Here is a 12,059-nt window from a genome sequence, read left to right as displayed (position 1 = left end):
TGCCTTTCAGCAGAACGCTCCTCCGGGAGCCTGTCAGGGTTGCACCCGCGGCAACTGTAGCGTCATTTCATTATCTCCGGCCACAAACCCCAGCTTTTCGTAGAGCAGACGCCCATCTTTGCTGGCATGCAGGCTCAACTTACCCGTGTTACGATCCTTTGCCTCTATAATGAGCCTTTCCATTAAGGCTCTGGCTATCCCTTGCCCACGGTAAGCGGGCAGCGTATATACATTGAGGATATAGGCCACCTGGCCGTCGAGGTTGTGATAGAGGGGAGGCTGGTTATAGAAAACGATCCCCGCACTGGCCACCACCTGGCCATTATCTTCTGCAAACAGGTTGACAAAATCTCCTTTGGGTAGATGCTCCTGCAGGTAAGCAGTTATTTTTTCCTGTAACAATATGTCGCGGGAAGTGTCTGCCTGTGGGTACATTTCGTTAAGAAACCGGAGACGCAACGATACCGTTTGTGGAATATCCCGGATATCCGCTTTGCGATAGGTAATCATAGTGACAAACAAAAGGGGTTAAAACATTGCTGCAATGAGGGATCAGGACGCTTCCCGATTACTTTTCCACCAGCGGAAAGCCAACAGTCCGATAATCGCCAGTGGTGTAAATGCCAACATCAGAATACCATTGTTCAATCCTTTTGCAGGACCTTCACCCAACTGCTGTGCTGTTTTGGTGCAAAGTGAGCATTGCGCCATCAGTGGAGAACTCATCACTGTCAGCATTACGGTCAGCAGAAACAAACACAGCTTATTCATATCGGCATATTTTAATCAAACAAAATTAGGTCATCTAACGGAAAAATATCGTCGAAATATATCAATGGTAATATGGAGAAATCATGATATACACAATCACGCCGGTAACAGCCACATAGAACCAGATAGGCCAGGTAATGCGGGCAATTTTGCGATGGCGGGGAATATCATTCTGAAAGCCGCGCAGCAGGGTAAACAGCACCAGCGGTACAATAATACCAGCCAGCACGATATGCGTGAGCAGCAGGAAATAATAGACATAGCGGATACCGCCCAGCGTAGCTTTTTCAGCAGCATCTACCACGCCGTTGTGGTCCACATCACCGAAACGTGTTTCCGGCGCCAGGGCGTGATAGGTAACGTATGACAGCAGGAAAATGACAGACAGTGCCACTGCAATCAGATTGGTGGTCTTGTGCGCTTTTACATGCTGGTTTTTGATGAAATAGAGGCTGGCCACCAACAATACGGCAGTAGCCGAGTTGAGGATCGCATGGAACAGCGGAAGAATCTTAATATCAAAGCCGGGATGGAAATCAGGCTTCGGCAGGAAAAACAATAATGCCACCAGTGCGGGGATCACAACAGAAACGATGGCAATAGGTGTGTTTAGATTTTTATTCTTTAGTTCCATAATATGTTCCGGATATGCGAAAGGTGGAAAAAGAAAGGTGAAACCCTTTCTTTTATCCACCTTTCACGAATACTTTATAATTAATCAGCTAAAATTATTGAACAAACCTTTCAGGAATTTCCAGAATCCCGGGCGGTGCCTGTCTTTTTCAAGATACAGGGTAGCGATGTCTGTTGCGCATTGTTTAACGGCATTGGAATCGAGCCCGTTGTAATATCCTCTGATATGTCTGTTCTTATCAATCAGTATCAGCTTTTCTGTATGAATGAAATCATCCGGTCCGCCGTCACCTTCCGTTACAGAAACGAAGAATTCATGTCTGGCGAGGTCGTAGATTTCTTTTTTATCACCAGTCAGCAGCCACCAGTTGTCCGGATTTACTTTATAGTCATATCCGTATTTCCGCAGTGTTTGTACTGAATCTCTGACAGGGTCTACTGAGAAAGAGAGAATCTGGAGCAGGGTATCGGTTTTACCGTAAGCGCTCTGGATTTTTCTCAGGTTCTTCGTCAGGGTAGGGCAGATAGAAGGGCAGGAAGTAAAAAAGAAATCTACCAGGATCACTTTACCTTCCATATCCTTCAGGCTTACCTGTTGGCCCAGCTGGTTGGTCATTTTAAAATCCCTGATCTGATGGAAAACGGTGTCGTAAGTGGTTTTGCCATTCTTAACGATCGTGTCCACTCTTTCGGGAATGTAATACTTTGGAATAGGTACTACGTTTTTCCCGTAATGATCTACAATCAGGTAACCAGTCAGCGGTACCAATATAGCCAATGCAACTCCTAATATAGCCCTGCGTGAGATGACGCTGAAATTTAATAGTCAAAAACTTAGTGATGTCCGTGGCCTTCTGCCGGTGCTTTTACTGCTTCAATGGGTGTACCTGGTTTCAGGTCCCTGTTCAGGTTCTTCCAGGAATTACCTTCGTACAGGAAAGCGATGATGAACCAGATGAAGAGCAACAAAGGAAGCAGGACGGTGTAGATCAGGTTTTTGATTTCGCTGCCGAGGTGCATGAACTCGGAAACGATATAAAATGCCTTTACTACTGTCAGTATGACGAACACGCCGTTCAGCAGTACTCTGCTGGGGAAACCTGTTTCCAGGTGTAAAAACGCCAGGCCTACTTCTACCATGGTTACAGCCAGGAGAATCCAGAAAGTTTTCCAGATTTTTTTGGTAGATGAATCATGATGTGCATGTCCTTCTGCGGTATGCGTATGCTCCATTCCTATTGAGATTAAATGAATTCTAAAATGCGATAATTCTAATTACAAACCTTGTATTCGTTGCAGCTGATGCGACCTGATCAGAGCAGGTAGAAGCAGGTGAATACGAATACCCAAACCAGATCTACAAAGTGCCAGTAAAGACCTACTTTTTCTACCATTTCGTAGTGACCTCTTTCTTCGTAAGTACCTTTCAGTACGTTAGCGAGGATGACGATGTTCAGTACTACACCGGAAGTTACGTGCAAGCCGTGGAAACCAGTGATGGTAAAGAAGAAGTTAGTGAAGTTGGTAGAAGCCAGTGTACCATCAACGTTGTGGAAAGGGTTGCGGCCCCACCATGCACCTTCGTGGTACAGGTGTGTCCATTCCCAGGCCTGACAGGCCAAGAAGCAGGCACCACCGATGATAGTCCAGGTCAGCCATTTGGCAACAGCTTTTTTATCTCTCATGTGACCGGCATGAACGGCCAGTACCATGGTTACAGAGCTCATGATCAGGATAAAGGTCATCAAGCTCACGAATACCAGCGGTAAGTTGGCATGTCCCATACCCGGGAAAGAGCGGAAAACCTCGTTCGGATCAGGCCAGGAAGTGCTGGAGAAGCGAATAGTTCCGTAAGAAATCAGTAATGCTCCGAAAGTGAAGGCATCTGATATCAGGAAGTACCACATCATCAACTTGCCATAGCTCACATTAAAGGGAGAGTATCCTCCGTCCCACCATTTTTTCTTCGCTGTAACTGCTGTGTCCATTGTTAGTTTTATAAAATTTTACAAAGTTTATCTCGCGATACTTAAAAAAATCAACAGGTAGATCCACAGCACATCCACAAAATGCCAATAGGTAGCGGCAACTTCGATGGGTACTGAGGAGTAGGTACGAATGCGGGTGCGGTAGGCTCTCGCAAACATGATGAGCAGTGCTACCACACCGCCCAGTACGTGCAGCATGTGCACGCCTACGATAACATAAATAAACGAAGCGGAAACAGGCCCGTTGAGGGGAAGTCCGCTATTTTTCAATTGTGAAAAGCCAATCCATTGGCAAGCAGCGAAGACTACACCCAGTACAGCAGTAAGGGTGATCAACTGCTTGTAACGCTGCATATTTCTTTCCTTAAACTGTTTCAGTGCCAAGTGGATAGTCAGGCTGCTGAGTAAAATCACAGCAGTAGACAACCAGAAAATATGCGGCAGTTCAAATGCCAGCCAGTTAGCCTGCGATCTCTTCACAACGTATGCACTCGTAAATCCGATGAACATCATGGTAATGCTACCCATTGCTATCCATAGGGAATACTTGTGCGGATGAATTTTTTTACGTTGTATGCTCATTGTATGCATCACTCCTTCTATTTCTTTTAGGCCTTGTCCAGCAGCTGTGCCAGCTGAACAATGGTCAGGTAAATGTATGAACCAAACATCAGTTTACGTGCTGCCGGAACATCATTCTTTCTGTACAGGTTAATCGCGCGGTACAGGAAAAACACACCTGCGAGGATGGCCACGATAGCGGAGATACCGCCTGTGATTTTGAGCAGGTAGGGTGCTACACCGGCAGGAATCAGTAACAGGGTATACATCACTGCCTGCAATGCGGTGAACTTATTAGGTTCTCCATTGGCAGGCAACAGTTTAAATCCTGCACGGGTATAGTCTTTATGCGCAATCCAGGCGATAGCCCAGAAGTGCGGAAACTGCCACAGGAACTGGATAGCGAACAGTGACCAACCACCTTCGGAGAGGTTGTTGGCGCCTGCAGCCCAGCCGATGAGCAGTGGCATGGCGCCCGGAATGCCCCCTATCAGTACAGCCAGGGAGTTCCATTTTTTCCAGGGTGTATATACGAACCCGTACATCACCAGGGAGAAAAGGCTCAGGGCGGCGCTCAGCCAGTTAAAGCAATAACCCATGATCAGGAAACCCGCTACACCGGTTACCGCCGCTACGATGATCGCTTCCGTTTCGCTCATCCTACCGGAGGGCAGGGGGCGGGTGGCGGTGCGTGCCATCAGCTTGTCGGTATTTTTTTCCCATATCTGGTTGATGGTATTGGCTGATCCGGAAACCAGCAAACCACCGGCAAATAACAAAAGAACTTTGATCAGGTTAAACTCCACGTCCGGCACCAGCAGATAAGCTACCACAGATGAAAATACCACCATGAAGGTGAGATTAAACTTCATTAACTGAGAATAATCCTTCACCTTACTCGCTACTGCATACGATGACGACAATTTTATGGAGTTTTCTTGCAACATTTTATTTCTATCCACATCCCGGGTTTTAAATCCGGGACAAATTTACAAACATCACGGTGAACAAGATTCCGGAAGGCAGTTTATTTCTGCGCTCCGGAATCTCATTTTATAAGTTAATGAGCTGACTCGTTAGGACCAATTGGTTCTGTCTGCGGGATGAAGTCTCTTCCATCCTTGCTGTAGTCATAAGCCCAGCGGTGAACTTCAGGAATTTCGCCAGGCCAGTTGCCGTGACCCGGGTTGATCGGCGTAGTCCATTCCAGGGAAGTAGCTTTCCAGGGGTTCTGTTCGGTCAGTTTTCTTCCTTTGAAGATGCTGTAGAAGAAGTTGAACACGAACAGCAGCTGTGTAGCGAACACCAGGATTACCACGATGCTGATAAACTGGTTCAGGCCACCGAACTGATTGAAGGAAGTCCAGCTGGAGTAGTCAAAATATCTTCTTGGCATACCGGCCATACCTTCGTAGTGCATAGGCCAGAAGATCAGATAAGCACCGATCAGGGTTACCCAGAAGTGAATATAGCCGATAGTATTGTTCATAAAGCGGCCATACATTTTCGGGAACCAGTGGTAAATACCTGCGAACATACCGAAGAAAGCGGACACACCCATTACGATATGGAAGTGAGCGATTACAAAGTAGGTATCGTGCAGGTGAATATCGATAGAGGAGTTACCCAGCCAGATACCGGTCAGACCACCAGAGATGAAGGTGCTCACGAAACCGATAGAGAACAGGGACGCCGGCGTAAAGCGGATGTTACCTTTCCAGATGGTGGTGAGCCAGTTAAACACCTTGATGGCAGATGGCACCGCGATGAGGAGGGTGAGGAGTACGAAGAAGGCGCCGAGGAATGGGTTCAGACCAGTAACGAACATGTGGTGAGCCCAAACCAGGAAGGCCAGGATACAGATAGCGAAGAGGGAACCGATCATGGCGAGGTAGCCGAAGATAGGTTTACGGGAGCTAACTGCCAGTACTTCAGACACCATACCCATGGCAGGGAGGATGATGATGTATACTTCAGGGTGGCCCAGGAACCAGAACAAGTGCTGGTAGAGGATGGCGCTACCACCTTCGTTTGCCAGGGCTTTACCTGCGATAAAGATGTCAGAGAGATAGAAGCTGGTACCAGCGTGACGGTCCATCAGCAGGAGGATGAAGCCGGACAGCAGTACAGGGAAAGACAGTACGCCCAGTACAGCGGTAAAGAAGAATGACCAGATGGTTAAAGGCATTTTGGTCATGCTCATACCTTTGGTACGCATGTTCAGGAGGGTAGAGATGTAGTTCAGACCACCGAGCAGCTGTGAAACAACAAACAGTGCCATGGAAATCAGCCACAGGTCCACACCTATTTTAGAACCGATGGAAGCGTCTCCCAGTGCACTCAGCGGAGGGTACATGGTCCAACCGCCGGAAGCAGGTCCTGTCTGAACGAACAGGGAAGCCATCATGACGAGGCTGGCCAGGAAGAAGAACCAGTAGCTCAGGCAGTTCATGAAAGGAGAAGCCATATCGCGGGCACCTACCTGCAGGGGAATGAGCAGGTTAGAGAAGGTACCACTCAAACCAGCGGTCAATACAAAGAATACGAGGATTGTACCGTGCATTGTCACCAATGCATAGTAAGCTTCGGGAGTGATACGGCCACCTTTAGCCCAGTGACCCAGAATGCTTTCCAGCCAGGGGAAAGTAGCATCGGGAAAACCCAGTTGCAAACGGAACACTACAGAAAAGAAAGCACCGATGATAGCCCAAACGATACCGGTGATCAGGAATTGTTTGGCAATCATTTTATGATCAAGGCTGAATACATATTTCGAGATGAAATTGTCTTCATGATGGTGCTCATGATCATGATGATCATGCGCGCCGTGCATTACCTCCTGTTGACTGTGCAATGTTGCTTCGTTACTCATAATCGGTTCTGTTTATTAATAAACCAACGCCCGGGAAGTATCGCGTTTGTTAGTTTGTCTTTTATTATTGGTTAAGTACTGCGTCAAAAAATTCTTCTACACAAAATTACGGCTTACCGATATTCGCTGCCACTGTTTTTTGTGTGCTGTCGGCCTTTGGCGCTTCAGCAGGAGCCGGGTGAGCCAGGCTGTACTGCAGCGGTTGTTTGGCAACCCATGCATCATATTCAGCCTGAGTTTCAACAACAATCACGCCTCTCATAGAGTAGTGACCGGAACCACACATCTGATCGCAGGATATTTCGTAGGTGAAATCCGGGTTACCGGTTTTTTCCTTCATTTGTTTGGTAGTGAATTTGGGCGTGAACCACAGGGTGGTAGGGATACCAGGTACAGCGTCCATTTTCATACGGAACTGAGGTAAACCAACGTCGTGAATAACATCACGGGAACCGATTACGAATTTTACGGGTTTACCTACTACCAGGTGCACTTCAGTTGCCATGAAGTCATCTTTACCCAGTTGATCGTCCCAATCCATACCCAGCGGGTTGCTCGCAGCTTCGTCGATTTTCTTGAAATCGCGGCGGCCGAGGGCACCGTCTTTACCCGGGTAGCGGATGAGCCAGTTAAATTGTTTACCAGTGATTTCAACCACTGCTGCATCTTTCGGAGCATCTGAAGTCAGCTGGAACCAGTGTTTCAGACCAAAAGCCACCAGAACCGTCAGTGCGATGGCCGGGATAACGGTCCAGATCACTTCCAGTCTGTTGTTATGTGGAAAATAAAATGCTTTACGGCCTTCTTTTTCCTGGTATTTAAATGCGAACCAGAACAGGAGGATCTGGGTACCTACGAATACAACACCGGTGATGGCGAGGGTTACATAGATGAGGGTGTCTACACCTTCACCCTGCACAGAAGCAGATTCGCCCAGGATCTTGCCTTTCAGCAGATTATTACAATAATACACGCCGATGAGCCCCAGCACCAGGAATGCTATCAGCAGAAAGCCATTGATACGGTTGCTTTGCTGGCGCGCTTTCTTTTCTCCCTTCAATATGGACACATATTCGCTCGCCTTCGCAATCTGGAAGATGACTATGAATATGAGAACAATAACTAAGACTGCTAAAAATCCTGACATTGCTATATGAAATAATTAAGTTATCTAATGCTTTTCTATTGCTAAATCTTCGTTATCACCATATTAGGTGTGGTGAACAATACTTTCTTTCAGGTAAGGATGATTTTTCGGTACCAGTGGCGCTTTGGTCAGCGCGTTGGCTACCAGGAAAATGATCAGACCTACGAAGCCAGCGCCCAGACCCAGTTCATACCATGGGAATACCAGGTGTTTGTAGGTACCAGGACCAACCATCTGCCAGAAGTCGAGCCAGTGACCGGCAATTACTACAACGGCGATGAAGGCTACGGAAGTATAGTTACGTTTGGTGTCTCTCTTCATGAGGAACAGCAACGGCGTAATAAAGTTGATCAGGAGGTTCAGGAAGAAGATAGGTCTCCATTCGCCCCATACGCGTGGCTGGAAGTATTCAGTTTCTTCCGGCATGTTAGCGTACCAGATCAGCATGTACTGGGAGAACCAGAGGTAAGTCCAGAAGATGCTGAAAGCAAAGATAAATTTACCTAAGTCGTGCAGGTGTTCTTCGTTTACGTAAGTCAGGTAACCATGTTTTTTCAGGTACACCACGAACAGTGCGATCAGGGACAGGCCTGATACCCAGCTGCTGGCGAAAGTATACCAGGAATACATCGTAGAGAACCAGTGTGCGTCGATGCTCATGAGCCACAGCCAGGGGGTGGTGGAGCCAACGCTCAGGGTGTACACTACCAGGAAGCCACCGCACCAAACGGTGTTTCTCCAGATGAGTTTACGGCCGGTTTCTGGTTTCAGGTCCCAACCATCTTCTTCGATAGACATGTTACGGAGCTTCAGGGTGAAGAAGATCCACAGGCCCATGGTGAGGATGGTGGCAGTAGTGAAGAATCCTTTGTTCAGGAAAGCGGATTTCCAGGTGAGGATTTTGTCTTCAGCTACGTGGTGAGCGTTTACCCAGTGGTAGATGTGTTCTTTACCACCGAAAACGAGGATCATTACAATGATAAACAGGATGGCACACAGGGCAGGAACTGCCATGGAGATTGCTTCCGGAACGCGGCGGAAGGCAATCTGCCAACCTCCGTGAGCCAGGGTTGTGGCTGCAATAAAAAAGGTGCTGGCCAATGTAATCAGCAAAAAGAAGCTGCTGTTTTGCAACAGACCGGCCCAGAACCGTGTCGCGTTCTCACCTTGAAACGCAATTAATCCGATCAATAAAGTCAGCAAGCCCACGCCCATTAACACGAAGCTGGTCTTTTTTAATCTTGCCGGTACTACAAATTGGTCTTTCATTACTGTATATTAAAATACTTGTTTGAAATTCAGTTTTAACTCTCTAACTTATTTAGCTGTTGCGCTATCTGCCGCCGGAGCAGCTGCAGCTGCAGGCTGAGCAGCACCAGGCTGTTTGCTCTTGATGTAAGCAGCGATCTTCCAGCGTTGTGCTCTGTCGAGCTGGCTGGCGTAGCTACCCATCATGTTATAACCATAGGTCATCACGTGAAACAGGCGGCCTTCGGAATAACCGGCTTTTGCGCCGGCCACCAGGTTGGCAGGTGCTGCAGAGTAAGGACCATCGCCTCCTCTGTACAGCGGACCGTTACCGTCCAGCGCAGTACCATGGCAGATACCGCAGTAAATGTTAAACAAACGTTCACCTTCTTTCAGATCGTCAGCGGTGATCGTCAGCGGATTTTTCACCAGGTTTGCCTGTGCCGTATCTGCTTCTTTCAGATGGTAAGGCAAAAGTTCACCTCTCTTAACTGTTCCGTCCACTGGCTTCAGGCTTGCCAAACGCGCACTGTAAAACTCATACGCACGTGATTCATACATGTCGGGCACATAAATCCTGCCGGGCTTTCTGTTATGCTCTCCTTTATTACAGGCTGCCAGGAAAGCTCCAGTCGCCAATGCGGCTACAATCAATATGTTAGAAGTCCTTTTCATCAGAAATTATTTATTCTAGCTTTCATTAGTTCTGCTCCCAGTACCTAATGGTTGCAACTGTAATTTTTTGCTGTTAATGTTATTAAGCGTTAGCAGGACGAGCGTAAATGTCTTCATCCGCTTTGTCAAACCGGCCATACCACCAGCCAGCTTCGGCTCTTTGTTCGTTGACATCGTGCGCACCGGCCTCATTCAGGAAGCGTTTTACTTCTTCTGCATTGGCTTTTTCGGTGAGTTCGATTACCATCACAAACTTATCATCGGTCTGTCTGGGGTGGAAGATATGTTTCTTTACGCCTGGCATTAACTGGCACAGGTAGCAGAAAGTCATTACCATCCCAACCGCAGCAAACAATACAGTCAACTCGAAGGTAATAGGAATGAACGCTGGTAACGGAAAGTGAGGCTTACCACCGATGTTCAGCGGCCAGTCTACGTTAAATACCCAGCTCATGAAAGATAAAGCCGTGGTGGTACCAGTGATACCATATATGAAACCGGCTGTGTGCAGGCTGGTTTCCCTTAAACCCATTGCATGATCCAGGCCGTGAACAGGAAAAGGAGTGTATACATCGTGCAACTTGTAACCTGCAGTGCGTACTTTCTTCACTGCCGGGAACAACACTGCCTCATCGTCAAACAAGCCTACAACAAAATTTTTAACAGCCATATATTTAAAAATTCAAATTCCAATTAATTAATTCTGTCAATTCATCTGATTAGTGAGCATGTTCGTGGTGAACAGCGTGTGCAAATTGCTCTGCAGTTTCTGTCTCGTATTTCTCCATGCCTTCTTTAAAGTTCTCACCGGAAGTTTTCAGGATAGACTTGATCTCAGCTACCGCGATTACCGGGAAGTATTTAGCGAACAGGAAGTAGCAAGTGAAGAACAGACCGAAAGTACCCATGTAGAAACCAACTTCTGGCCAGGATGGACGATAGTAAGACCAGCTGGATGGCAGATAGTCGCGGTACAGGGAAGTACAGATGATCACAAAACGTTCGAACCACATACCGATGTTTACGATGATGGACATCACGAAAGTCACCATCACGTTTCTTCTCATTTTACGGAACCAGAACACCTGCGGAGAAATTACGTTACAGGTCATCATGATCCAGTAAGACCAACCCAGCGGACCGGCAGCACGATATTTGAAGAAGGTAGCGAACTCGTAATTGTTAGCACCGTACCATGCCATGAAGAGCTCAGTCAGGTAAGCGCAACCTACTACGGAACCTGTCAGTACAATTACCTTGTTCATGGCTTCCATGTGACCCAGGGTAATGTATTCTTCGAGGTGTAATATTTTACGGGTGATGATCAGCAGGGTTTGTACCATCGCGAAACCGGAGAAGATCGCACCCGCCACGAAGTAAGGAGGGAAGATGGTAGTATGCCAACCAGGAATTACAGAGGTAGCAAAGTCAAAAGATACGATGGTGTGTACGGAAAGTACCAGCGGAGTGGACAAACCTGCCAGTACCAGTGACAGTGCTTCATGACGTTGCCAGTGTTTGGTGGAACCAGTCCAGCCGAAGGAAGCTACACCATACAGCAGTTTGCGCAGTTTGGTTTTAGCTCTGTCGCGGATGGTAGCGAAATCCGGGATCAGACCGGAGTACCAGAACAACAGGGAAACGGTGAAGTAAGTAGAGATCGCGAATACGTCCCACAGCAGCGGTGAGTTAAAGTTAACCCATACCGGACCGCGGGTGTTAGGATAAGGCAGGATAAAGAAGCCCATCCATACACGACCCATGTGAATAATCGGGAACTGGCCGGCGCACATTACCGCGAAGATGGTCATCGCTTCTGCCGCACGGTTCACCCCTGTACGCCATCCCTGACGGAACAGCAGGAGGATAGCCGAAATCAGGGTACCGGCGTGACCAATACCTACCCACCATACGAAGTTGGTGATGTCCCAACCCCAACCGATGGTTTTGTTCAGATTCCAAACACCCACACCGAAATAAATCTGCCAAAACACTGAAAATGCGCCGAAGCCCAACAGTGACAGTGAAATTAAAAAGCCTACATACCACAATTTACCAGGCTTCCCTTCAATGGGACTAATGATATCTTCCGTTACCTGGTGATAATCCTTAACCCCGTCAACTAAAGGTTCTCTCAGTGTGGATTCGTATTTTAAACTCATAT

General features: G+C 47.5%; 14 protein-coding genes. All 14 read right to left on the bottom strand.

Annotated elements, in window-relative coordinates:
- Window positions 1-33 precede the first annotated feature (33 nt).
- Window positions 34-510 carry a GNAT family N-acetyltransferase gene (locus ICL55_RS12250; protein ID WP_188097415.1) on the bottom strand — a complete coding sequence of 159 codons (477 nt, stop codon included), beginning with the start codon at window positions 508-510 and terminating at the stop codon, window positions 34-36.
- Window positions 511-552: 42 nt separating this feature from the next.
- A complete protein-coding gene (locus ICL55_RS12245) occupies window positions 553-771 on the bottom strand; it encodes a hypothetical protein (RefSeq protein ID WP_246496227.1) in 219 nt (72 codons plus the stop codon).
- Between the two features lie 61 nt (window positions 772-832).
- Window positions 833-1,405, bottom strand: a complete 573-nt coding sequence (locus ICL55_RS12240) for a DUF420 domain-containing protein (protein WP_188097414.1) — start codon at window positions 1,403-1,405, stop codon at window positions 833-835.
- A gap of 84 nt (window positions 1,406-1,489) precedes the next feature.
- A complete protein-coding gene (locus ICL55_RS12235; protein WP_188097412.1) occupies window positions 1,490-2,182 on the bottom strand; it encodes an SCO family protein in 693 nt (230 codons plus the stop codon).
- Between the two features lie 56 nt (window positions 2,183-2,238).
- The gene (locus ICL55_RS12230) at window positions 2,239-2,637 is read right to left on the bottom strand and encodes a cytochrome C oxidase subunit IV family protein (RefSeq protein ID WP_188097409.1); all 399 of its coding nucleotides are present in this window, start codon (window positions 2,635-2,637) and stop codon (window positions 2,239-2,241) included.
- An 80-nt stretch (window positions 2,638-2,717) separates the two neighbouring features.
- Window positions 2,718-3,392: a cytochrome c oxidase subunit 3 gene (locus tag ICL55_RS12225; RefSeq protein WP_188097407.1), complete on the bottom strand. Its 675-nt coding sequence runs from the start codon at window positions 3,390-3,392 to the stop codon at window positions 2,718-2,720.
- A 27-nt stretch (window positions 3,393-3,419) separates the two neighbouring features.
- Complete coding sequence (locus ICL55_RS12220) at window positions 3,420-3,983, bottom strand: cytochrome c oxidase subunit 3 (protein WP_188097405.1); 564 nt, start codon at window positions 3,981-3,983, stop codon at window positions 3,420-3,422.
- Window positions 3,984-4,000: 17 nt separating this feature from the next.
- Window positions 4,001-4,900, bottom strand: a complete 900-nt coding sequence (cyoE, locus tag ICL55_RS12215) for a heme o synthase (protein WP_188098376.1) — start codon at window positions 4,898-4,900, stop codon at window positions 4,001-4,003.
- A 113-nt stretch (window positions 4,901-5,013) separates the two neighbouring features.
- Window positions 5,014-6,825, bottom strand: coding sequence for a cytochrome c oxidase subunit I (locus tag ICL55_RS12210; RefSeq protein ID WP_188097403.1), 1,812 nt, complete (start codon window positions 6,823-6,825; stop codon window positions 5,014-5,016).
- 106 nt (window positions 6,826-6,931) lie between these two features.
- Window positions 6,932-7,894 (bottom strand): cytochrome c oxidase subunit II, encoded by a 963-nt coding sequence (locus ICL55_RS12205; RefSeq protein ID WP_343067783.1) that lies wholly within the window; start codon window positions 7,892-7,894, stop codon window positions 6,932-6,934.
- Window positions 7,895-8,035: 141 nt separating this feature from the next.
- Entirely contained in the window at window positions 8,036-9,241 is a 1,206-nt protein-coding gene (locus tag ICL55_RS12200) for a quinol:cytochrome C oxidoreductase (RefSeq protein ID WP_188097398.1), read from the bottom strand.
- 48 nt (window positions 9,242-9,289) lie between these two features.
- A complete protein-coding gene (locus ICL55_RS12195; protein ID WP_188097396.1) occupies window positions 9,290-9,895 on the bottom strand; it encodes a c-type cytochrome in 606 nt (201 codons plus the stop codon).
- Between the two features lie 82 nt (window positions 9,896-9,977).
- A complete protein-coding gene (locus ICL55_RS12190; RefSeq protein ID WP_188097394.1) occupies window positions 9,978-10,565 on the bottom strand; it encodes a DUF3341 domain-containing protein in 588 nt (195 codons plus the stop codon).
- A gap of 49 nt (window positions 10,566-10,614) precedes the next feature.
- On the bottom strand, window positions 10,615-12,057 hold the full coding sequence (gene nrfD / locus ICL55_RS12185; RefSeq protein ID WP_188097392.1) for an NrfD/PsrC family molybdoenzyme membrane anchor subunit: 1,443 nt from the start codon (window positions 12,055-12,057) through the stop codon (window positions 10,615-10,617).
- Window positions 12,058-12,059: the final 2 nt, after the last annotated feature.

Source organism: Chitinophaga varians, from assembly GCF_014529945.1.
Classification (GTDB): domain Bacteria; phylum Bacteroidota; class Bacteroidia; order Chitinophagales; family Chitinophagaceae; genus Chitinophaga; species Chitinophaga varians.
The sequence above is the reverse complement of the archived record's forward strand: the minus strand, read 5'-3'. Positions and strand labels throughout refer to the sequence as shown.